This is a genomic window from Microbacterium sp. VKM Ac-2923 (assembly GCF_022815605.1).
Lineage (GTDB): Bacteria > Actinomycetota > Actinomycetes > Actinomycetales > Microbacteriaceae > Microbacterium.
The window spans coordinates 93,893-115,782 of record NZ_JALGRP010000005.1 but is presented as its reverse complement, the minus strand read 5'-3'; the positions used below and the strand labels follow the sequence as shown (position 1 = coordinate 115,782).

General features: G+C 70.3%; 18 protein-coding genes. 12 read left to right on the top strand and 6 right to left on the bottom strand.

Annotated features, from left to right (window positions below):
* Window positions 1–45: 45 nt before the first annotated feature.
* The gene (locus tag MT347_RS10160) at window positions 46–273 is read left to right on the top strand and encodes a response regulator (RefSeq protein WP_243500734.1); all 228 of its coding nucleotides are present in this window, start codon (window positions 46–48) and stop codon (window positions 271–273) included.
* Window positions 270–914, top strand: coding sequence for a CYTH domain-containing protein (locus tag MT347_RS10155; protein ID WP_243500732.1), 645 nt, complete (start codon window positions 270–272; stop codon window positions 912–914). The genes MT347_RS10160 and MT347_RS10155 overlap by 4 nt, the downstream gene beginning before the upstream one ends.
* A 188-nt stretch (window positions 915–1,102) precedes the next feature.
* Here MT347_RS10155 and lpdA read toward each other — a convergent pair whose 3' ends face one another.
* On the bottom strand, window positions 1,103–2,500 hold the full coding sequence (gene lpdA / locus MT347_RS10150) for a dihydrolipoyl dehydrogenase (protein ID WP_243500730.1): 1,398 nt from the start codon (window positions 2,498–2,500) through the stop codon (window positions 1,103–1,105).
* Between the two features lie 9 nt (window positions 2,501–2,509).
* Entirely contained in the window at window positions 2,510–3,154 is a 645-nt protein-coding gene (locus MT347_RS10145; RefSeq protein WP_243500728.1) for a copper resistance CopC family protein, read from the bottom strand.
* Window positions 3,155–3,424: 270 nt separating this feature from the next.
* Between MT347_RS10145 and MT347_RS10140 the strand changes: the two genes are divergently transcribed.
* The 3 genes from MT347_RS10140 (at window position 3,425) to MT347_RS10130 (ending at window position 5,241) form a co-directional block, all read left to right on the top strand.
* Window positions 3,425–3,913, top strand: a complete 489-nt coding sequence (locus MT347_RS10140; RefSeq protein ID WP_243500726.1) for an FHA domain-containing protein — start codon at window positions 3,425–3,427, stop codon at window positions 3,911–3,913.
* The gene (locus MT347_RS10135) at window positions 3,913–4,599 is read left to right on the top strand and encodes a MerR family transcriptional regulator (protein ID WP_243500724.1); all 687 of its coding nucleotides are present in this window, start codon (window positions 3,913–3,915) and stop codon (window positions 4,597–4,599) included. The genes MT347_RS10140 and MT347_RS10135 overlap by 1 nt, the downstream gene beginning before the upstream one ends.
* Before the next feature lie 96 nt (window positions 4,600–4,695).
* Window positions 4,696–5,241 (top strand): MerR family transcriptional regulator, encoded by a 546-nt coding sequence (locus MT347_RS10130; protein WP_183417973.1) that lies wholly within the window; start codon window positions 4,696–4,698, stop codon window positions 5,239–5,241.
* A gap of 232 nt (window positions 5,242–5,473) precedes the next feature.
* Here MT347_RS10130 and MT347_RS10125 read toward each other — a convergent pair whose 3' ends face one another.
* Window positions 5,474–6,286 carry a ParA family protein gene (locus MT347_RS10125; protein ID WP_243500722.1) on the bottom strand — a complete coding sequence of 271 codons (813 nt, stop codon included), beginning with the start codon at window positions 6,284–6,286 and terminating at the stop codon, window positions 5,474–5,476.
* A 68-nt stretch (window positions 6,287–6,354) separates the two neighbouring features.
* Between MT347_RS10125 and MT347_RS10120 the strand changes: the two genes are divergently transcribed.
* Genes MT347_RS10120 through MT347_RS10110 form a run of 3 tightly spaced genes read left to right on the top strand, consistent with a single transcriptional unit; the run spans window position 6,355 to window position 12,714 of the window.
* A complete protein-coding gene (locus MT347_RS10120) occupies window positions 6,355–9,762 on the top strand; it encodes a pyruvate carboxylase (protein WP_243500719.1) in 3,408 nt (1,135 codons plus the stop codon).
* Window positions 9,763–9,808: 46 nt separating this feature from the next.
* Complete coding sequence (locus MT347_RS10115; protein WP_243500717.1) at window positions 9,809–12,226, top strand: MinD/ParA family protein; 2,418 nt, start codon at window positions 9,809–9,811, stop codon at window positions 12,224–12,226.
* A complete protein-coding gene (locus MT347_RS10110) occupies window positions 12,223–12,714 on the top strand; it encodes a peptide deformylase (RefSeq protein WP_243500715.1) in 492 nt (163 codons plus the stop codon). Before MT347_RS10115 ends, MT347_RS10110 begins: the two co-directional genes overlap by 4 nt.
* 310 nt (window positions 12,715–13,024) lie before the next feature.
* Here the strand turns inward: MT347_RS10110 and MT347_RS10105 are convergent, their stop codons facing one another.
* Complete coding sequence (locus tag MT347_RS10105) at window positions 13,025–14,851, bottom strand: long-chain fatty acid--CoA ligase (RefSeq protein ID WP_243500713.1); 1,827 nt, start codon at window positions 14,849–14,851, stop codon at window positions 13,025–13,027.
* A gap of 156 nt (window positions 14,852–15,007) precedes the next feature.
* On the opposite strand from MT347_RS10105, the gene MT347_RS10100 reads away from it, so the two are divergent.
* The 3 genes from MT347_RS10100 to MT347_RS10090 are packed head-to-tail and all read left to right on the top strand — an operon-like array spanning window position 15,008 to window position 18,006.
* Window positions 15,008–15,943, top strand: a complete 936-nt coding sequence (locus MT347_RS10100) for an ROK family glucokinase (RefSeq protein WP_243500711.1) — start codon at window positions 15,008–15,010, stop codon at window positions 15,941–15,943.
* 2 nt (window positions 15,944–15,945) lie between these two features.
* The gene (locus MT347_RS10095) at window positions 15,946–16,659 is read left to right on the top strand and encodes a 1-acyl-sn-glycerol-3-phosphate acyltransferase (RefSeq protein WP_243500709.1); all 714 of its coding nucleotides are present in this window, start codon (window positions 15,946–15,948) and stop codon (window positions 16,657–16,659) included.
* Window positions 16,660–16,668: 9 nt separating this feature from the next.
* Window positions 16,669–18,006, top strand: a complete 1,338-nt coding sequence (locus MT347_RS10090; RefSeq protein ID WP_243500707.1) for a class II 3-deoxy-7-phosphoheptulonate synthase — start codon at window positions 16,669–16,671, stop codon at window positions 18,004–18,006.
* Between the two features lie 318 nt (window positions 18,007–18,324).
* Here MT347_RS10090 and pknB read toward each other — a convergent pair whose 3' ends face one another.
* Both pknB and MT347_RS10080 read right to left on the bottom strand, forming a co-directional pair.
* Entirely contained in the window at window positions 18,325–20,274 is a 1,950-nt protein-coding gene (pknB, locus tag MT347_RS10085) for a Stk1 family PASTA domain-containing Ser/Thr kinase (RefSeq protein ID WP_243500705.1), read from the bottom strand.
* Window positions 20,275–20,333: 59 nt separating this feature from the next.
* Entirely contained in the window at window positions 20,334–21,332 is a 999-nt protein-coding gene (locus MT347_RS10080) for a LysM domain-containing protein (RefSeq protein WP_243500703.1), read from the bottom strand.
* Between the two features lie 149 nt (window positions 21,333–21,481).
* Between MT347_RS10080 and MT347_RS10075 the strand changes: the two genes are divergently transcribed.
* Window positions 21,482–21,826, top strand: coding sequence for an Rv2175c family DNA-binding protein (locus MT347_RS10075; protein WP_243500700.1), 345 nt, complete (start codon window positions 21,482–21,484; stop codon window positions 21,824–21,826).
* Window positions 21,827–21,890: the final 64 nt, after the last annotated feature.

Here is a 21,890-nt window from a genome sequence, read left to right as displayed (position 1 = left end):
GTCAAGGTGCCGGGCGGTGTCGGAGCCGCGGTCTACGCTTTCGGAATGGCTATTGCACGATTGACCGGAGGCCCGCTCGACGGGCAGGTTCTCCCGCTCGACAACGAGACCGACGACACGCTGATCATGCCCTACAGCGAGGGGCAGCTGGTCTACCGTCGCCAGGGCGAACCGACCGGCACCGGCGAATCCGACGGCCCGACCCAGGCCGTCTTCGCGTACGCAGAGGAGACCGAGGACATCAACCCCGACGCCGACGGACGCGACGATTGAGCGCAGCCGCCCACGGCGCCTCGAGCGTCGAGGTCGAGGCGAAGTACGACGTCGACGACGACACCCCCCTACCCGACTGGTCGGCGTTGCCGGGTGTCGCACGCATCGGTGACCCCGAGCCCCGCGATCTCGACGCCCGCTACATCGACACCGAGACCACCGAGCTCGCCCGAGCCGGGATCGCGGTGCGGCGCCGGCGCGGCGGCCCCGACGAGGGCTGGCACGTGAAGAGCCCGGCGCAGGGTGGCGGGCGCACCGAGCGTCAGTGGCCGCTTGGCGACGTCCTCGATCACGACGCCGATCCCGTGGCCCCGCCGGCGGTCCAGGATGCCGTGGCCTCCGTCGCCGCCCCGCCCTTCACGCCGTTGGCGCGGGTGCGCAACAACCGGACGGCGTATGCCTTACTCGACACCCAGGGCGGCGAGATCGCCGAGTTCGTCGACGATCGTGTTCGCGCTCGCGACGAGCGCCGCGGCGTGGAGTCCGCGTGGCGCGAGTGGGAGGTGGAGCTCGGCCCCGCAGCCCCCGCCGACGACGCTGGACGCGCCGCGTTCTTCGCCGCCGTGGACGCGGCGGTGATCGCGGCGGGCGGCCGCGTCGCGGCATCCGGTTCCAAGCTCGCCCGTGCCCTCGGGCACTGAGGGCACGCGATCGCGCGGATCCGGATCGACGCCAGCGCGCCGTGCCCTCGGGCACTGAGGGCACGCGGTCGCGGGGATCCGGACCGACACCAGCGCGCCGTGCTCTCGGGCGCTGAGGGCACGCGGTCGCGGGAGTACAACGACGAAGCCCGCCCGGAGCAACCGGGCGGGCTTCGTCGTTCCCTCGATCAGAGGTTGATCATGTGGCCCGTGAGGCCGTGGAAGGCCTCCTGCAGGCCCTCCGACAGCGTCGGGTGGGTGTGCACGTTGCGTGCGGCCTCGAGCGCGGTGAGGTCCCACTTCTGCGCGAGGGTCAGCTCGGGCAGGAGCTCCGACACGTCGGGGCCGATGAGGTGACCGCCGATGAGCTCGAGGGTCTCAGCGTCGGCGACGAGCTTGACGAAGCCGACCGGCTCGCCGAGGCCGTTCGCCTTGCCGTTGGCGGAGAAGGGGAACTTCGACACCTTGATGTCGTGGCCGGCGTCGCGGGCCTGCTGCTCGGTGAGGCCGAACGAGGCGACCTGCGGGTTGCAGAACGTGGCGCGCGGCATGTTGCGGTAGTCGCCCAGCGTCTGCGTCTCGGCCTTGCCGATGGTCTCGGCCGCCACGACGCCCTGTGCCTCGGCGACGTGGGCCAGCTGCAGCTTGGCGGTGACGTCGCCGATCGAGTAGATGTGCGGGACGTTCGTGCGCATGTGGTCGTCGATGTCGATCGCGCCGCGCTCGGTGAGCTTGACGCCGGTGTTCTCGAGGCCGAAGCCGTCGACCTTGGGGGCGAAACCGATCGACATGAGCACGCGGTCGGAGTCGATCGAGCCCTGCGCGCCGTCCTTCGCCGTGTAGGCGACCGTGACCTTGTCGCCGTGGTCGGTGACCGAGTCCACCTTGGTCGAGGTGAGGATGTCGACGCCGTAGCCCTTGTACTGCTTCTGGATCTCCTTCGAGACCTCGGCGTCCTCGTTGGGGAGAGCGCGATCGAGGAACTCGATGATCGTGACCTTCACGCCGTAGTTCGTCATGACGTAGGCGAATTCCATGCCGATCGCGCCGGCGCCGACGATGACGATCGACTCGGGCAGCTCGCGGGTGAGGATCTGCTCCTCGTAGGTGACGACGTTCTCGCTCAGCGTGACCCCGGGGAGGAGGCGCACGGTCGAGCCGGTGGCGATGATGACGTTGTCGAAGGTCACCTGCTCCTTCGAGCCGTCGGTCTTGGTGACGTCGATCGTGTGGTCATCGGCGAAGAAGCCACGGCCCTCGTACTCGGTGACCTTGTTCTTCTTCATCAGGTAGTGGATGCCCTTGACGTGGCCGGCGGCGACGCTGCGTGAGCGGTCGAACGCCTTGCCGAAGTCGAAGTGCACGTCGCCCGAGATGCCGAAGAGGTCGGCCTTCGCGTGGAACGTGTGCGCGAGGTCGGCGTTGCGCAGAAGCGCCTTGGAGGGGATGCAGCCCACGTTGAGGCACACACCGCCCCAGTACTTCTCTTCGACGATCGCGACCGACAGTCCGAGCTGTGCGCCGCGGACGGCGGCGACGTACCCGCCGGGACCCGCACCAAGAATGACCAGATCGTAATGAGGCATGCTCCCAGCCTATCGTCCGGCGGTGCCGCCATCGGCGGGCTTTCGCGGTCCCCGCGAGGCGAAGACGTACACCAGCACACCGGCCACGATGACCAGCGCCACGGCGAGCAGGATCCACGGCAACGGCGACGCGGGCGCGGACGTGTCGACCGGTTCCGCGACCGGCTCGGAGGTCGCCGCGGGGGAGGAGGAGGCCGCGGCCTGCGTCTCGGTGGGCGACGCGGACGGCGTGAGCGACGGGGTCGGGGTCGGTGCCGACTCCGGCACCGTGAAGGCGAACTCCCCGTCGATCGGGTGACCGTCGCTGGACACCACGCGCCATTGCACGGCGACGGCTCCGGATGCCGGCCCCGCGAGCGCCTGGGTCACCTCGGTGCCCGAGACCTCGGGGACGCCGGCGGTCAGCGAGGCACCGGAGGCGTCGGTCACCTCGATCACGGTCGCGCCCGCGTCGGGCAGGACGTCCGCGCTGAACGACAGGGTGATCGCGGCCGGGAGTGCCTCGAGGGCCGCTCCGGACGACGGATCCGTCGAGATCAACTCGTCATGCGCCGCGGCGGGCAGGGCGGGGACGAACAGCGCGGCGGCGGCGAGGAACGCGGTGGCCAGAACGGCGGGAAGGGTGCGCCGGCGCGGCGCCTGGGTGAACGGCATGGTCCGACCCTAGTTACGGTGTCCGACGAGAGACCTGGGAGTCGGCGGGGGCGACGGCGCGGTGCGCACGCCCCGTTCCGCGCGTCCTCCGGACTCGACAGGGGCGACCTCGTATCGGTAGGTTCGAGAGTCTCGTCGTCCGCGTCGCGCCCCGAACCGCGGTGCCGGTCTCGACGGACGAAGACACATCACGCATCACCCTGGCCTGCTCGAGGCCGGTCGCCCATCCGGCGCGATCCGGTCGGTTAGGGTGAATGAGAAGGAGAAGCCGTGGACGAGACCAGCCGATTCGAGCGAGACGACATCCGGCGTGCGGGCGAAGCCGACGCCGCACGTCCGCATGACACGACCCAGACTCACGATGCCGATCTGTCGTTCGTGCCCTTCGGTGCCGACCTCACCGAGGCCGAGCTCGAGGCCATCGACGCTCTTCCGTCGGGAGCCGCGCTGCTCGTGGTGCGTTCCGGCCCGACGACCGGCGCCCGGTATCTGCTCGACACCGACGTCACCACCGTCGGCCGTCATCCCGAGGCCGATCTGTTCTTCGACGACGTCACCGTGTCGCGTCGGCACGCCGAGATCACCCGCGCCGGAACGACGTTCGAGATCGTCGACCAGCGCTCGCTCAACGGCAGCTACGTCAACGGCGAGCGCGTCGACCGCGCTGCGCTCGTGAACGGCTCCGAGGTGCGCATCGGCAAGTTCCGTCTGAACTTCTTCGGTTCGCCCGTCGATCTGCCCACCCCGGCAGAGCACTGATGGCGGCAGCCCCGTCCCGTGGTCGTCAGACGGCTGCGGGGCTGCTCAGCATCGGGCAGGTCCTGGCGCGTCTGACGCCGGACTTCCCCGCCCTCACCTCCAGCAAGCTCCGCTTCCTCGAGGTGCAGGGCATCGTCTCTCCCACGCGCACCGAGTCGGGCTACCGCAAGTTCTCGCCCGCCGACCTCGAACGTCTGCGCCTGGCTCTGACGTTGCAGCGCGATCACTACCTTCCGCTCGTCGTCATCCGCGACTACCTCGCCGATCTCGATGCGGGCCGCAATCCTGCGCCGCCCACGTCGATGCCGTCGATGACCAGCGCCCCGCGCCGCTATCGCCGCGACGAGTTGCTCGCCGCCGCGGGAGCCGGGCCCCAGTTGCTCAATGACGCCGTCCGCACGGGTGTCATCGCCGCCGCCGAGAGCCACCCCGAGCAGACGGTGGCGCTGCTGCGCGCCCTTGTCGCCCTCGATCGCCACGGCATCGAACCGCGCCACGTGCGTGCACTCCGCCAGAGCGCCGACCGCGAAGTGTCGTTGATCGAGTCGGCCCTGTCGGCGCTGCTGCGTCGTCCCGACGCGCCGTCGCGGGCGCGAGCGAACGAACTAGCCCCCGAGCTCGCGCGGCGTCTCGACGAGGTGCGCGCGATGTTCGTCCGCGACGCGCTGGAGCGGATGCTGTCCTGAGCGCGACACGCCGCGGCCCCCGGAGCGGATGTCATTGCCGGGGGACCCTCGCTGATCTAGCGTGGAAACATCGAGCCGTTGAGGAGGGACGCGAGCATGAACGCTGGCGACGCACTCGGTGAACCCCGGTTCGCCGCTGATCTCCTCTTCACCGACGGCCTGCCCGAGATGGACGACGACACCGGTTATCGCGGGGCTGTCGCCGCGCGCGCGGCGGGCATCACGTACCGCCAGCTCGACTACTGGGCACGCACCGAACTGGTCGTGCCGACCGTCCGCGGTGCGAGCGGTTCGGGTTCGCAGCGTCTCTACGGGTTCCGCGACATCCTCGTGCTCAAGCTCGTCAAGCGCCTGCTCGACACCGGTATCTCCCTCCAGCAGATCCGCACGGCGGTCGAGCAGCTGCGCGTGGCCGGCATCCGGGATCTGGCGGGCACGACACTGATGAGCGACGGGGCGTCCGTGTACCTGTGCACCTCGAACGATGAGGTCATCGACCTCGTCAGCCGGGGCCAGGGCGTGTTCGGCATCGCCGTCGGCAAGGTGCTGCGCGAGGTCGAGTCCACGCTCGTGGACTTCGAGACCGCTCAGCCCGACGCCGTCGACGAACTCGCCGCGCGTCGCGCCGCCCGCACCGCCTGACGCCCGCCCGCGATCTATTCGAACCTGGGATGCCGCGGCATCCGGGGTTCTTCGTCCATCTCAAGGACGTGTCTCTTTCGACGGACGCTGGTTCTCGCGGTCGTCGCGAGCGTCGTCGAGCGGCTCCGCACCCGGTCGACATGGCGAGGAAGGCCGCGCACGACGACTGCCGGCCGACGACCGGCGAGGCCCGATGACAGCCGGTGAGGGCCGCCGGGCGGGGGAGCGGGCCTCAGACCTGCGGTGCCTCGTTGGCCACGGGGATGCGGCCGGTGCGGACGATCCGGTCGAGGAGCGCGTCGAAATCGGCGGCGAGCTCCTGCGCGGAGTCTCCGGGCCACACGTGCAGCGGCTTGGCGGCGCCCTGCGCCTGCTGGAGCGAGGTGCGCTCGGGCAGCTGCGGGTTCAAGACCAGGGGACCGAACATGTCGCGCAGCTCTTTGATGCGGAACTGGTGCTCGATCGACTGCGGGCGCACGCGGTTGACCACGACGCCGAGCGGCTGCAGGCGCGGGGACAGACCGCGTCGGATCTCCTCGATGGCGCGGAGGGCGCGGTCGGCGGCCGCGACGGAGAACAGCCCCGGCTCGGTGACCACGACGACGCGGTCGCTCGCGGCCCAGGCGGTGCGCGTGAGGGCGTTCAGCGAGGGGGCGCAGTCGATGAGCACGAGGTCGTACTCGCTCTCGATGGTGGCCAGGGCCTCCTCGAGCTTCCAGACGTCGCGAACGCTGGGGTGCGGGCCGTCGAAGTTGATGGCCGACGGACTGCCGATCAGCACGTCGATGGTGCCCGGATGCACCTTGGCCCACCCGCTGGACGTGATCGCCTGACGGACGACCTTCTCTTTGGGGTTCGCCAGGACATCGGCGATGTTGAGGCGGCCGGCGACCGAGATGTCCATGCCGGTCGACACGTCGGATTGCGGGTCGAGGTCGACGACGAGAGTGCGAACGCCACGTGCGAAGGCTGCGGAAGCCAGCCCGAGTGTCACGGTCGTCTTGCCGACCCCGCCTTTGAGAGAGCTGACGGAGAGTACGTGCACAAGAGTCCACGTTACCTTCCCCTAGGCTGTGAGCACATTCAGCCCCGCCAGATCGACGTGAGGTGCGCATGTTTTCGAAGATCCTGGTCGCCAACCGCGGCGAGATCGCCATCCGAGCGTTCCGCGCCGCCTACGAGGTCGGAGCCCGCACCGTCGCGGTCTACCCGTACGAGGACCGTGCGTCGCTGCACCGGTTGAAGGCCGACGAGGCCTATCAGATCGGTGAGCGCGGACACCCCGTGCGGGCCTACCTCGACGTCGACGAGATCATCCGCGTCGCGCGCGAGTGCGGAGCGGATGCCATCTACCCGGGGTACGGCTTCCTCTCCGAGAATCCGGAGCTCGCCGAGAAGGCGGCCGCCCACGGCATCACCTTCATCGGTCCGCCGGCCGAGGTGCTGTCGATGGCGGGCAACAAGGTCACGGCGAAGGAGCACGCCATCTCCGCCGGTGTCCCGGTCCTGCGATCCACCCCCGCGTCCGACGACGTCGACGCGCTCCTCGCGCAGGCCGACGACATCGGCTTCCCGCTCTTCGCGAAGGCCGTGGCCGGGGGCGGCGGACGCGGCATGCGGCGCGTCGAGGCGAAGGGCCAGCTGGCTCCGGCCCTCGCCGAGGCGATGCGCGAGGCTCAGAGCGCCTTCGGCGACCCGCGCATGTTCCTCGAGCAGGCCGTGCAGCGCCCCCGCCACGTCGAGGTGCAGATCCTCGCGGATGCCGCGGGCGAGACGGTCCATCTGTTCGAGCGGGACTGCTCCGTGCAGCGCCGTCATCAGAAGGTCATCGAGATCGCGCCGGCGCCGAACCTCGACGACGCGGTGCGTCAGGATCTCTACCGGTACGCGGTCGCCTTCGCGCGATCGATCGGCTACCAGAACGCCGGCACGGTCGAGTTCCTCCTCGAGACCGCGGGACCCCGCACCGGCGAGGTCGTCTTCATCGAGATGAACCCGCGCATCCAGGTCGAGCACACCGTGACCGAAGAGGTCACCGACGTCGACCTCGTGCAATCGCAGATGCGCATCGCGGCGGGCCAGACGCTCGCCGAGCTGCACCTGCAGCAGGGGGACATCCACTTGCGCGGCGCGGCCCTGCAGTGCCGCATCACCACCGAGGACCCCACGCAGGGCTTCCGCCCGGACACCGGCAAGATCACCACCTACCGCTCGCCGGGCGGTGCCGGCATCCGTCTCGACGGCGGCACCACCGCCGCGGGATCCCAGGTGAGCCCGCACTTCGACTCGATGCTGTCGAAGCTGTCGTGCCGGGGTCGGGACTTCCCCGCGGCGGTCGCCCGCGCCCGCCGCGCTCTGGCCGAGTTCCGCATCCGCGGAGTGTCGACCAATATCCCGTTCCTGCAGGCCGTGCTCGACGACCCGGCGTTCGTCGCGGGTGACCTCAGCACCTCTTTCATCGACGAGCGTCCCGAACTGCTGCGGGGCCGGGAGTCGAAGGACCGCGGCACCAAGGTGCTGTCGTGGCTCGTCGACACCACGGTGAACCGCCCGAACGGAGAGAACCCCCTCTCCATCGACCCCGGCTCCAAGCTCCCGCGGCTCGACCTCGCGGCGAGCGCCCCCGCGGGTTCGCGTCAGCGACTCCAGCAGCTCGGTCCGGCCGGCTTCGCCCGGGCTCTGCGCGAGCAGACCGCCCTGGCCGTCACCGAGACGACCTTCCGCGATGCGCACCAGTCCCTCCTCGCCACTCGCGTGCGCACCCGCGACCTCGTGCGCGTCGCCCCGCACGTCGCTCGACTGGCCCCGGGCCTGCTCTCGGTCGAGGCATGGGGCGGGGCGACCTACGACGTCGCGCTGCGCTTCCTCGGCGAAGACCCGTGGGAGCGCCTCGACGCCCTGCGCGAGGCCCTCCCGAACATCGCGATCCAGATGCTGTTGCGTGGACGCAACACGGTCGGTTACACGCCGTACCCCACCGAGGTCACCGACGCGTTCGTGCGCGAGGCCGCGGCATCCGGGGTCGACATCTTCCGCATCTTCGACGCGCTCAACGACGTGTCGCAGATGCGCCCGGCGATCGATGCGGTGCTCGAGACGGGCACGGCGATCGCCGAGGTGGCGGTCTGCTACACGGGCGACCTGCTCGACCCGGCCGAGAACCTGTACACGCTCGACTACTACCTGCGCCTGGCCGAGCAGATCGTCGACGCGGGCGCGCACGTGCTCGCGATCAAAGACATGGCGGGGCTTTTGCGCCCCACCGCCGCGGCGCGACTGGTCGCTGCCCTGCGAGAGCGCTTCGACCTTCCGGTGCACGTCCACACGCACGACACCGCCGGCGGGCAGCTCGCCACGCTGCTGGCCGCGGCCGCGGCGGGGGCGGATGCCGTGGACGCCGCGGCAGCGCCGATGGCCGGCACCACCAGTCAGCCGTCGCTCTCCGCCCTCGTGGCAGCCCTCGCGCACACCGAGCGCGACACCGGTCTGGATCTGTCGGCGGTGAGCGACCTCGAGCCCTACTGGGAGGCCGTGCGTCATCTGTACCGTCCGTTCGAGTCGGGTCTCGCGGGTCCCACGGGCCGCGTCTACCGACACGAGATCCCGGGGGGTCAGCTGTCCAACCTGCGTCAGCAGGCGATCGCCCTGGGGCTGGCCGACGACTTCGAACTCATCGAGGACATGTACGCCGCGGCCGATCGCATCCTCGGACGCGTCCCGAAGGTGACGCCGTCGTCGAAGGTCGTGGGCGACCTCGCCCTGCACCTCGCGGCGGTCAAGGCCGACCCGGCCGATTTCGAGCAGAACCCCGAGAAGTACGACGTGCCCGACTCGGTCGTGTCGTTCATGGCGGGCGAACTCGGCGACCTGCCCGGCGGATGGCCCGAGCCGTTCCGGACGAAGGTGCTCGCGGGGCGGGATGCCAAGACCGGCGTCACCCCCCTCACCGATGACGACGCCACGGCGTTGGCGGGGGAGTCGAGCGAGCGCCGTGCGCGTTTGAACCGACTGCTGTTCCCCGGTCCGACCCGCACCTTCGAGGAGGTGCGGGCGAACTTCGGCGACCTCAGCGTGCTCGACACCGCCGACTACCTCTACGGGTTGCGTGCCGGCGGAGAGCACGTCGTCGAGATCGAGCGGGGCGTGCAACTGTTCGTCGGGCTCGAGGCTGTCGGCGACGCCGACGACAAGGGCATGCGGACGGTCATGACGACGCTGAACGGTCAGCTGCGCCCGGTGTTCGTGCGCGACCGCTCGATCGACGTCGAGGCGCGCCAGGCCGAGAAGGCCGACACCTCCAAGCCCGGCCAGGTCGCCGCACCGTTCTCCGGCGTGGTCACGCTCAAAGCCGCCCCGGGCGACCGCGTGATCGCGGGCCAGGCGGTCGCCTCCATCGAGGCCATGAAGATGGAGGCGGCGATCGCCTCGCCCGTCGAGGGCGTCGTCGAGCGTGTCGCGATCGCTAGCACACAGCAGGTCGAAGCGGGAGACCTTTTGCTGGTGATCCGCCCGGCGCAGTAGCCTGGGAGGGGGCGCTTTCGCGCCCTCTTCCCGTTTGGAGACTGCAGTGACCCCCGACCGCACCGACGCGAACCCCGACGAGAACGCGGAGCACGGCGTTCTCGACGAGAGCGGGAACCTCGACACCGCCAGCATCACGATCCTCGGCGGACACATCGCTCAGGTCAACGTCGACCTGCCCGTGGCCACGGATGACGACGTCGACGATGACGACGTGATCGACGACGAGATCCCCGTCGATGGTGACCCGCCTCTCCTCGACGCCCCCCACGACCGTCGCCCCGACGCCTCGGGTGAGATCGCCCACACTCCCCACGTCGAGATGCTGCCCACCGGCGACATCATCCTCGAACCCCATGACGACGCACACGACGACGCATCGTCGTCGGATGGCGCGCACCACGACGTGCGGGATGCCGACGTCGTGGATGACGTGATCATCGAGCACCGGTACGAGCCCGAAGAGGCGACCGGCGACAGGGACGCGGACCTGCGCGACGCGGGGATCGTCGAAGCCGTCGAGCTGGTCGAAGCCGATGCCGCCGAGCCGATCGACGACCTCGAACTCGTCGATGACGCCGATTTCCCGGACGCAGCGGACACCGTCGCGGATGCCGACACCGAGGTGACGGCGGACACCGTCGCGGGTGCCGACACCGAGGTGACGGCGGATGCCGATGTCGAGGCGATCGCGGATGCCGACACCGACGTCGACGCGGTCGCGGATGCCGACGGCGACGTCGACGAGGCCGTGAATGCCGACGAGAACGCCGCGGCCGATGGCCATGCGGACGCGGATCGGGCCGAGCTCGCGAGTTTCGACGCCGCGAACCTCGACCGCACCGGCGCCGCAGGCGACGCGTCGGGCGCGGCGAACGCCCCCGAAGGCTCCGCGGGAGCCGTCCCGCCTCGGGCTGGCGACGGTGCGGACACCGCGCTCACCCACGCGCCGTGGGTTCCGGCCCCGGCCCAGGACCGTATGGAGGCGAGCGACGCCGGGGCCCCGACGACGCCGTCGTTCGACGACCGCGCAGACGACCGCGTGTCCGTAGAGGTCGAGCGCGAGAGCGCGATCGAGCCGGACACTGCCCCGAAGGAGGACGACGTGGCATCCACGGACGAGCACGACGACCGCACCGAGGCGAATGGGACCGAGGGCACGACCGAGGCGTCGGGCGTGGCATCCGTTGTGCCGGAGCCGAACGGTCCCGTGCCTGAGGCTGCTCCGCCGGTCGGATCCGCCGAGCCGTCGACGGCTCCCGTGACCGGTCCCGTTCCCGCGACGGACGTGACCCCCGCCTCCGGACCGGTACCGACCACGCGCGCCGAGCGCGCCGCGACGGGAGCGATCGGCACCATTCCTCTGACGCGCCGCGGCGTGCACCAGGCCGACGATGCGGCGCGAGCCGCAGACGAGGCGGCGCGCGTCGACCGTGCGCACGCGATGGAACGCGTCCGCACCCCCGCACCCGACGTCACGCTGACGTCGAAGCGCATCGGTCAGATCGACGACGCGCGCGAAAGCTCCGACCTCCTCACCGCCGACCGCCTTCTCGACCCGCGGCAGATCTCCAAGCCCGAGCCCGAAGGACTCTGGCAGCAGTTGGTCTATTCCGTTTCCCGCCACCGCATCAATCTCGGTGACGGTCGTCGAGCCCGCCAGCGCAAAGAGCTCGACCATCGCATCGCCGCGCCCCTGTCCGGCGGCGCGCGCTTCGTGCCGGTGCTGTCTCGCAAGGGAGGTGTCGGCAAGACGACCGTCACCTCTCTTCTGGGCATGGCCCTCGCCGACGCCCGCGACGACCGCATCATCGCGGTCGACGCGAATCCCGACCGGGGGACGCTCGCTGACCGTGTGGGCCGGCCGAACGGCAGCACCGTCCGCGATCTCGTGCGTGCGCACGAGGAGGTCGCCGGCTTCAACGACATCTCGTCGATCGTCGCCCGTGACGCCACGCGCCTGGACGTCCTGGCGTCCGATGCCGATCCCCGGGTGTCGGAGGCCTTCAGCGACGACGACTACCGACGGGTTGCCGACGTCGCCGCGCACTACTACTCGATCGTCCTCACCGACACCGGAACGGGAATCGTGCACTCGGTGATGGGCGCGACCCTCGAACTCGCCGACACGATCGTGATCGTGGCGGGTCTGTCGGTCGACGAGGCGCGCCTCGCCTCGGAGACCCTCACCTGGCTGGAGACCAACGGGTACTCGGCCCGGGTGCGCGACGCCGTGGTGGTGTTGAACAACTCCCGGCCGGGCACGCCCCTCGTGCGCGAGAGCGAGCTCGAGGCGCACTTCCGTTCGCGCGTGCGCACCGTCATCCGGATGCCGTACGACGCGCGCATCGCCGCGGGAAGCGCCATCACCTTCCGCGACCTTCAGCCCTCGACGCGGCAAGCCGCCCGAGAGCTCGCCGCGGCCGTGGTCGAGGGGCTGCGCTCTCCGGCGGCCGCCGCATGACCGTCCGCCCGATCCGCCTGTTCGGCGACCCCGTGCTGCGAGCGGTCAGCGCGCCCATCGATGAAATCGACGACGGCGTCCGCGCTCTCGTGCAAGACCTGATCGACACCGTCGAGCTTCCCGGTCGAGCCGGGGTCGCAGCCCCTCAGATCGGTGTGGGTCTGCGGGCATTCAGTTACAACATCGACGGCGACATCGGCTACGTGCTCAACCCCGTGCTGGTCGAGACGCGGGGCGAACCGCAGCCGGTGGGGGAGGGATGCCTCTCCGTGCCGGGTCTCTGGCACGACGCGATCCGCTATCCGTGGGCGAAAGTCGTCGGCACCGACCTCGACGGCAACGAAATCGAACTCGAGGGGGAGGGGCTGATGGCCCAGGCCCTCCAGCACGAGACCGACCACCTGGATGGGATGCTCTACCTCTCGCGCCTCCCCGCCGACACGCGTCGCGAGGCGATGCGGCAGGTACGCGAGAGCGACTGGTTCTGACCCGCGCGCGGGGTGACACCCTTGCGTATCCTCGGCGATTCGCGTCACGTAAGTAGGTGTCGCGTGCACACGACGGAGGCCTTGCGAATCGCGGAGTTCGTGAGCGGGCGCTGAGCCGTGCGCGCTCGTGCGTGTCCTCAACTATTCGCGCGAGGTGAGTCGGTGTCGCGTGCTCACGACGGAGGTCGTCCGAATCGCGGAGTTCGTGCGCGGGCGAGGGCGGGCCGCATCCGGCCGCTCACGCCCCGCGCCCTCGCCGCGGAACGGCCCGGCGCCTCGAAGGAGAGCCGGGCCGTCCTCGTCGCCGGGATCAGGGTAGCGACACGTTGGTCGTGTTCACCGGCACGGCGTAGATGTCCTCGATGGCGTCGGCGAAGTCGGAGACGATCACGTTGCGCTTGATGCTCATCTTCGGCGTCAGGTGACCGCTGGCCTCGGTCCACTCGACGGGGAGGATCTCGAACTTGCGGATCGATTCCGCCCGTGACACCCGGGCGTTGGCACGGTCGACGGCACCCTGCACCTCGGCGCGCACTTTCTCGTTCTCGGCGGCCTCCGTCAGCGTCATGTCGGAGGCGAGGCCGTTGTTGGCCAGCCACGTCGGCAGCATCTCGGGGTCGAGCGTCACCAGCGCGGCGATGAACGGCTTGTGGTCGCCCACCACGACGACCTGGCCCACGATCGGGTTCGCGCGGATCGGGTCCTCGAGGGCCGCGGGGGCGACGTTCTTGCCGCCGGCGGTGACGATGATCTCTTTCTTGCGTCCCGTGATGGAGAGGAATCCATCGGCGTCGAAGACGCCGATGTCGCCGGTCCGGAACCACTCGCCGTCGAACGCATCGGCTGTGGCCCCGGGGTTCTGCCAGTACTCGCGGAAGACATTGATCCCGCGCACCTGGATCTCGCCGTCGTCGGCCAGCCGCACACTCACGCCGGGCAGAACCGGCCCGACGGAGCCGATCTTCGACTTCGTGGCGAGGTTGACCGTCGCCGGGGCCGTCGTCTCAGTAAGGCCGTAGCCCTCGAGGATGACGACGCCGAGGCTACGGAAGAAATGTCCGAGGCGCGGGCCGAGCGGGGCGGACCCCGACACCGCGTAGACGACGCGGCCCCCCATGGCATCCCGAAGCTTGGAGTAGACGAGTTTGTCGAACAGCGCGAACTTCAGCTTCAGGGCGAGCGGGATCTTCTTGCCGTCCTGCAGGCGCTGCGAGTGCTCGATGGCCGTGTGGGCCGCCAGGCGGAAGATCTTGCCCTTGCCGCCGGCCTCGGCCTTCTGCTCGGCGGAGTTGTAGACCTTCTCGAACACGCGCGGGACGGCGAGGAGGAAGGTGGGCTTGAACGTGCCGAGCGCGGGGAGGAGCTGCTTGGTGTCGGGCTGGTGACCGGTCTTCACGCCCGCGTGCACGTTGAGCAGCGAGATGAAGCGCGCGAACACGTGGGCCGTCGTGATGAACAGCAGGGTCGAGGCGCCGGGCGTCTCGACGACCTCGTGCAGCGCCTTCGCGGAGTTGCGGGCCAACTCGACGAAGTTGCTGTGCACGAGCACGCAGCCCTTGGGGCGCCCGGTCGACCCCGAGGTGTAGATGAGGGTGGCCACGTCCGACGCCTTGGCCAGGTGGCGACGACGCTCGATCTCTTCATCGGTGATGTGGGTGCCGTTGGAGACGAGGGCGTCGAGGTCCCCCGAGTGCATGGCCCAGACGTCGCGGACGAGCGGTACGTCGCTGCGTACCTCGTCGAGACGCTCGGCGTGCTCGGCGGACTCGAGCACCACGGCGATGGCGCCGGAATCCGACAGGATCCACGAGACCTGCGACGGCGAGCTCGTCTCGTACACCGGCACCATCACGGCACCCGCGTAGAACAGCGCGAAGTCGACGAGCGTCCAGTCGTAGGTCGTGCGGGCGATGAACGCCACTTTCTCGCCCGGCTGCACCCCCGCGGCGACGAAGCCCTTCGCCAGCGCGACGACCTGGCGCTCGAACTCGGCGGCGGTCACGTCACGCCAGCCGTCGGCGTCGGGGACGGCGAACAGGGCACGGTCGGGAGTCGCGCGGGCGCGGTCGGCGAGCAGATCGGACGCGTTGGCATCCGGGTCGGCGGTGACGATGGGGGGGAGGTCGAACTGGATCACGGCAACTCCTTCGGTACCGGAAAAAACGTCGATCGGTCCGTCGAGTCTATCCGCACGGTTCGTGCGCGCACCGGGACCGCGGTGCGCCGCGTCGAACCCGAGGGGTGGCTAGACTGCACCGGGCCGAGCCGCTCGGTCGGCCCGGAAGGGAGCGCGGTGCGCAACGTCGGCATCGACATCGGGGGCACGAAGATCGCGGGAGGCGTCGTCGACGACGACGGCACCATCATCGAGAAGCTCCGCGTCGACACCCCCATCGACCCCTCGGCCCTCGTGGATGCCGTGGTCGACATGGCCGACCATCTGCGGCGCGCCCACGACATCCACGCGATCGGCGTCGCGGCGGCCGGCTTCATCAGCCTCGACCGCAGCACCGTGATCTACGCCCCCAACATCGACTGGCGCGACGAGCCGCTCCGCGCCCGCCTCGAGGAGCGCCTCGACGCGCCCGTCACGATCGAGAACGACGCGAATGCCGCCGGCTGGGGCGAGTACCGCTTCGGCGCCGGTCGCGGCGTCCACGACATGGTCATGCTGACCATGGGGACCGGCGTCGGCGGCGCCGTCGTCAGCGGCGGGGAGCTGTTCCGCGGCGGGCACGGCATCGGCGGCGAGCTCGGTCACATGCGCTTCGTCCGCGGGGGACACCCTTGCGGATGCGGGCAGAATGGATGCCTGGAGCAGTACGCCTCGGGCCGCGCCCTGCAGCGCGAGGCCAACGCCATCGCCGACGAGGGCGGCATCGGCGCCGCCCTGGCCGCCATCCGGGACGAGAAGGGCGCGATCCCCGGTCCGGCCGTCTCTCGGCTGGTGCTCGCTGGTGACCCCGGCGCGGTCGAAGCCCTGCGCCGCGTCGCCACCGCCCTCGGCGAGGCGTGCGGCGGGTTCCAGGCCGTGCTCGACCCGGAGCTGTTCGTTATCGGCGGCGGTGTCGCCCAGCTCGGGGCGGATCTTCTCGCGCCGGTGAAGCTCGCGTACGAGACGTCGCTGCCGGGGTACGGTGAACGTCCCGTCGCCGACTTCGCGATCGCCCGCCTGGGCAACGACGCCGGTCTCATCGGGGTCGCCGACCTCGCCGGGAAGGAGCGCTGACGATGTTCTATTGGCTGATGAAGTACGTGGTGATCGGGCCGGTCATCAAGGCGGTGTTCCGACCCTGGATGGTGGGCCGGCGCAACATCCCGACCGAGGGCGCGGCGATCCTCGCCAGCAACCACCTGTCATTCTCCGACTCGATCTTCCTGCCGCTCATGATCGACCGCCGCATGGCGTTCCTCGCCAAGAGCGACTACTTCACCGGCAAGGGCATCAAGGGCTGGGCGACGCGGGTGTTCTTCACCGCGACCGGGCAGCTGCCCATCGACCGGTCCGGAGGGAAAGCCTCGGAGGCCTCGCTCAACACCGGCCTGGGGGTGCTCGGCCGCGGCGAGCTGCTCGGCATCTACCCCGAGGGCACCCGCAGCCCCGACGGGACGCTGTACCGGGGGCGCACGGGCATCGCCCGCATGGCGCTCGAGGCGCGCGTCCCCGTCGTCCCGGTCGTGATGGTCGACACCGGGTCCGTCATGCCGATCGGCCAGCGTCTGCCCCGCGTCGGACGGGTCGGCATCGTGATCGGCGAGCCGCTCGACTTCTCCCGCTTCGAGGGGATGGAGGGCGATCGCTACGTGCTGCGTTCGGTGACGGACGAGATCATGGTGGCGTTGCAGCGCCTCGGAGAACAGCGCTACGAGGACGTCTACGCCTCGACCGTGAAGGACCGTCTGGCCACCGCGCAGGCGGCGAAGGCGCCCGCGTCCCGCCACTAGACTTCAGGGGTGAATCAGCAGCTCCACGACCTCGACCACTGGCGATCCCTGCCCATCAAGCAGCAGCCCCAGTGGTATGACGAGGGTGCGGTGGCCGCGGCATCCGCAGAGCTGGCGACCCTCCCGCCCCTGGTCTTCGCCGGCGAGGTCGACAATCTCCGCGACCGTCTCGCGCGCGCCGCGGCAGGTCAGGCGTTCCTCCTGCAGGGTGGTGACTGCGCCGAGACGTTCGCCGGGGCGACCGCCGAGCAGATCCGCAACCGCATCAAGACGGTGCTCCAGATGGCCGTCGTGCTCACCTACGGCGCCTCGATGCCCGTGGTCAAGATGGGCCGCATGGCCGGGCAGTTCGCCAAGCCGCGCTCGAGCGACGTCGAGACGCGCGGCGACGTGACGCTGCCCGCCTACCGCGGCGACATCGTCAACGGCTACGACTTCACCGAGGAGTCGCGAAAGGCCGACCCGGCGCGCCTGCTCCGGGGCTACCACACGGCCGTATCGACCCTGAACCTCATCCGTGCGTTCACCCAGGGCGGCTTCGCCGACCTCCGCGAGGTGCACAGCTGGAACAAGGGCTTCGCCAGCACCCCGGCCAACCAGGCGTACGAGGCGATGGCCACCGAGATCGACCGGGCCATCAAGTTCATGGAGGCCGCCGGCGCGAACTTCGACGAGCTGACGCGCGTGGAGTTCTACACGGGCCATGAGGGCCTGCTCATGGACTACGAGCGCCCCATGACGCGAATCGATTCGCGCACGGGCCTGGCGTACAACACCTCGTCGCACTTCCAGTGGATCGGCGAGCGCACGCGCGAGCTCGACGGCGCGCACGTCGACTACTTCTCGAAGATTCGCAATCCCATCGGCGTCAAGCTCGGCCCGAGCACGACCGCCGAGACGGCGTTGGCGCTCATCGACAAGCTCGACCCCGACCGCGAACCCGGTCGCCTGACATTCATCACGCGCATGGGCGCGGGCAAGATCCGCGACGCCCTGCCGCCGCTGCTCGAGGCCGTGCGCGACTCGGGCGCGACACCCCTGTGGGTCACCGACCCGATGCACGGCAACGGCATCACGACGCCCACAGGCTACAAGACCCGTCGTTTCGACGACGTCGTCGACGAGGTGCGCGGATTCTTCGAGGCGCACCGCTCGGTGGGCACGCACCCCGGCGGCATCCACGTCGAGCTCACCGGCGATGACGTCACCGAGTGCTTGGGCGGTTCGGAGCAGATCGACGAGGCCACCCTCGCGACCCGTTACGAAAGCCTGTGCGACCCGCGTCTGAACCACCGCCAGAGCCTCGAGCTGGCGTTCCTCGTGGCCGAGGAGCTCGAGAAGCGCTGACCGGCGTCTCAACGCCCCCGGCCCGTGCGGCCGGGGGCGTTGTCGTTCGTGCCGGGTCCGGCCCCTTCGACGTGCTCAGGGGCTGGAGCGGGCTCAGCAACCTGGAGCGGGCTCAGCAACCGGGAGAGGGCTCAGCAACCGGGAGAGGGCTCAGCAACCGGGAGAGGGCTCAGCAACCGGGAGAGGGCACAGCGACCGGGAGAGGGCTCAGCGACCTGGGGGCGGTCACACGGGCCTGGGGTGGGCTCGAGACATTTCATGGCGCCAGGGCGACCACCGTTGGCTGAGCTTGTCGAAGCCGCGCGCCGACCGCTCGATCTACAGCGTGGGCGTGAGGGTGATCGTCGAGCCCTTGGGGGCGCTGTCGCCGGCCTTGGGGTTGGTGGCCCGCACCTTGTAGATGTCCCAGTACTTGAAGCCGAGCGGCAGAGTCCCGTCGTCGATGCCGGCGTTCACCTCGAAGCCGAGGCCCTCCAGCGCGGTCACCGCCTCGCGGATCGTCATGCCCACGACATTGCCCGGGATCTCGACGGGTTCCGGCCCGATCGACACGATCAACGGCACCGTGTCGCCGGGTCTCCAGTTGCCCTCGCCGTCGCGGTCGCCGATTCCGATGACGATCCCGGATGCCACGGAGTCGCTGTAGCGCTCCGAGATGGAGGTGTCCATGCCCACCTCGTCGAGCGCGCGTTCGGCGCGCGACTGCGATTCACCCGACACGTCGGGAAGGGGGCCGAGGGAGACGACGAGCGCCGCGGCGTCTCCTTCGTAGACGGTGCAGCCGTCGGTGCAGCCGATCGCGTCGCCGCCGGATCGCGGGATGACGGATGCCGCCAGGACCGTGCCCTCGCCGGCATCCGAGAACTCCCGGGCGGGGTCGCCCACGCCCACGAAAGCCGCCTGCAGGATGCCGTTCACCTCGTCCGCGCTCTTGCCGGCCAGCTCGGGGATCTGGTGCGTCGCGGGGCCGACCGAGACGAAGACGGTGACGACGGTGTCTTTGTCGAGGCGTTCGCCGGCGGCAGGGTCGGAGCCGACCGTCGTGCCCGCGGGGATCTCGCGGTCGTTCACCTCCTGCGACTGCGCGGCGAGCTGGTTGGTCGCCAGCAGAGCCTCGGCGTCGGCGTAACTGCGTTGCGACACGTCGGGCACCGCCACGAGCGATCCGGGGCCGGAACCGAAGTACCACCCGGTGGCCGCGGCCCCCACGGTCAGCAGCAGCACGAGCACGAGTGCCCACACGCCGCGGGCGGTGCGGCGGCGAGTGCGGGTCCGCAGGCGCGCCGCGTTGTCGGGCTCGTCGGTGACGGCGATCGGCAGCGACGCGGTCTGGGGGAGCACCTTGGTGAGCTCTCGCGACTCCGCCGCACTGGCGGCGCCGGTGGTGCCGATGGCGACCGCCCGCGCCACCTGCGGGGCGAGGCCCAGATCTTTTTCGACGGCGCGGAGGCGCTCGAGCATGGTTCCGGCGTCGAGCGGGCGATCATCGGGCTGTCGCTCGGTGGCCCACAGAACGAGTTCGTCGAGTTGCTCGGGGACCGCGGGGTTCTTCGCGCTCGGGCGCGGGACCGAATCGGTCGCGTGCTGGTAGGCGATCTGCATCGGCTGCTCGCCCTTGTATGGCTGTTCGCCGGTGAGCATCTCGTAGAGCATGATGCCGAGCGAGTAGATGTCGCTGCGGGCGTCGGCCGTGCCACGCGTGACCAACTCGGGAGCCAGGTAGGCGATCGTGCCCATCAGCTGCGCGCCGCTGGCGGTGTTGGCGGTCGTGGCGCGGGCGAGGCCGAAGTCGCCGATCTTGATGCGTCCGTCTTCGGCGAGGAGCACGTTCTCGGGTTTGACGTCGCGGTGCACGATGCCCGCACGGTGGGCCGCAGACAGGCCCGACAGGATGGCGTGCATGATCGTCAGGGTCTGATCGATCGTGAGGCGCCGGTGCTCGCGGAGGAGCTCGCGCAGCGTGATGCCGGGCAGGTACTCCATGACGAGGTAGGCCATCTCGCCGTCCTGGCCCTGATCGAACACGTTCACCACGTGCGGGTCGCTCAGCCGCGCGGCGGATCGGGCCTCTTGAATGAACCGACTCTGGAACACGGTGTCGTCGCTGAGATGGCCGTGCATGACCTTCAGCGCCACCCGACGCTCGAGCCGTAGGTCGGTGGCGACGTACACGGTCGCCATGCCGCCGCGCGCGATGCGCGCGCGCACCCGGTATCGGCCGTCGACGAGACGGCCGATCAGCGGGTCTGCCTGCTGACTCGTGCTCACGTGTCGAGTCTACGGAGACGCCCCTGGGAGGCCGGGGAACGGCTCACCGCCAACCGGACTCAGCCCAGGACCGCGAGCCAGGTGGTGGCGGGTTGCTCCCACTGCGCGTACCGGTCGGGGTAGGCGGAGATCTGCACGGCCTGTGCGGCGTCGGCGTAGGGCATCTGCTCCCATCCGGGGATGTCGAGCAGGCCCCGCGTCGTGAAACCGTTGGGGTCGGACGGCCCGCCGAAGAACACGCGCGTTGCGCGGTCGGTATCGCGGATCTGCTCGGGGGTGCCCCAGCCCATGCTCGGACGCTGCTGGAAGAGACCGAGGGAGTCCCGGTCGCCCCAGTCGAGATTGCGCAGCCAGGACTCCTGCATGGCGGTGCCGAGGGCGATGCGGATGCCGTGGTCGGAGACGCCCAGCTCGCGTCCGATGCGGATGATGAGCCGGGCGTTGTCGGATTGCTCCAGGTCGAGACCGGGAGCGGTGGCGGGGGCGACGGCCGCGGGCGCCGCGGACGCGGTCGCACCGGCGGAGGGGATCTGCAGCACGTCGCCGGGGTAGATGATCGAGGCGCGCGTGAGGCCGTTGGCGCTCAGCACCGCGTCGAGCGAGACGCCGTTGGCGCTGGCGATCGCCGAGAGGGTGTCGCCGGGCTGCACCTCGTGGGTCACGGCGGCGGGAGCCGGCGCCGGTGCTTCGGAGACGGAGACGGGGGCGGGGGCGACCGGGGCGGCGCCGAGCAGGAGCACCTGGCCCGGCCGGATGACGCTGTCGGCGTCCAGTCCGTTCGCGGCCTGCACGGAGGCGACGTCGAGACCGTGCGCGCGGGCGATGCCCCAGACGGTGTCGCCGGGCTGCACGGTGTACGCGCCGCCGTCGGTCAGGGCGGCCAGGACCGGGATGGTCTTGATCGGTGTCGTCGGCAGGGAGCTCAGCGGCGGAGTGGGAGGCGCCGCGTGCGCTGCGCTCTCACCGGCGAAGCTAAGCGCGATGGTGCCCGCCACGGCGGCCCACCACGCGGGGAACCGCCGCGCGGTGGGCAGGGAGGAGAGGGGGAGTCGTCGCATGGTGGGGGGATTTCCGTTCGTCGGACTGCCCGCCACGCTCGCACGCCTCGATACGGATGTCAACGCGTGAGGCGTGTGTGGCGTGTGTGACGCGTGGGACTCGGTTCCGCCCACGCGCCGATGCCGGCCGAGGGTGAGATAGTTGCACCGTGACCGAGACTTCCCGTTACGAAACCGACTGGCTGACGATCCCCGACCTCGTAGAGCTCCTCGACGAGTCGCTCGGCCGCGTGCGCCGACTGTTCGACGAGAACTATCTGGTCGGATCGCGCCGCGACGGCGCGTTCAAGGTGCCGTCGGTGTTCCTCGCCGAGGGGCGACCGCTCCCCGCGTTGCGCGGCACCATCATCGTGCTGCACGACGCCGGTTTCGACCCCGACGAGACCATCGACTGGCTCCTCACGCCGGATGACACCATCGGCGTCGCGCCCATCGAGGCGCTTCGCGCCGGCCGTAAGAGCGAGGTGCGCCGGGTCGCTGCGACCCTCGCCTGAGTCGTCGATCCGTCGAACCGTCGCCCGTCGATCCGGTTCGACCGGCGAGCGCGGGAACCGCCGG

What these genes read in the sequence shown, in the direction of transcription:
- MT347_RS10130 (WP_183417973.1), top strand. Translation starts at nt 4,696, where the DNA reads ATGAACGCTGGCGACGCACTCGGTGAACCCCGGTTCGCCGCTGATCTC.
- MT347_RS10135 (WP_243500724.1), top strand. Translation starts at nt 3,913, where the DNA reads ATGGCGGCAGCCCCGTCCCGTGGTCGTCAGACGGCTGCGGGGCTGCTC.
- MT347_RS10160 (WP_243500734.1), top strand. Translation starts at nt 46, where the DNA reads ATGGCTATTGCACGATTGACCGGAGGCCCGCTCGACGGGCAGGTTCTC.
- lpdA (WP_243500730.1), bottom strand. Translation starts at nt 2,500, where the DNA reads ATGCCTCATTACGATCTGGTCATTCTTGGTGCGGGTCCCGGCGGGTAC.
- MT347_RS10120 (WP_243500719.1), top strand. Translation starts at nt 6,355, where the DNA reads ATGTTTTCGAAGATCCTGGTCGCCAACCGCGGCGAGATCGCCATCCGA.
- MT347_RS10110 (WP_243500715.1), top strand. Translation starts at nt 12,223, where the DNA reads ATGACCGTCCGCCCGATCCGCCTGTTCGGCGACCCCGTGCTGCGAGCG.
- MT347_RS10080 (WP_243500703.1), bottom strand. Translation starts at nt 21,332, where the DNA reads ATGCGACGACTCCCCCTCTCCTCCCTGCCCACCGCGCGGCGGTTCCCC.
- MT347_RS10145 (WP_243500728.1), bottom strand. Translation starts at nt 3,154, where the DNA reads ATGCCGTTCACCCAGGCGCCGCGCCGGCGCACCCTTCCCGCCGTTCTG.
- MT347_RS10095 (WP_243500709.1), top strand. Translation starts at nt 15,946, where the DNA reads ATGTTCTATTGGCTGATGAAGTACGTGGTGATCGGGCCGGTCATCAAG.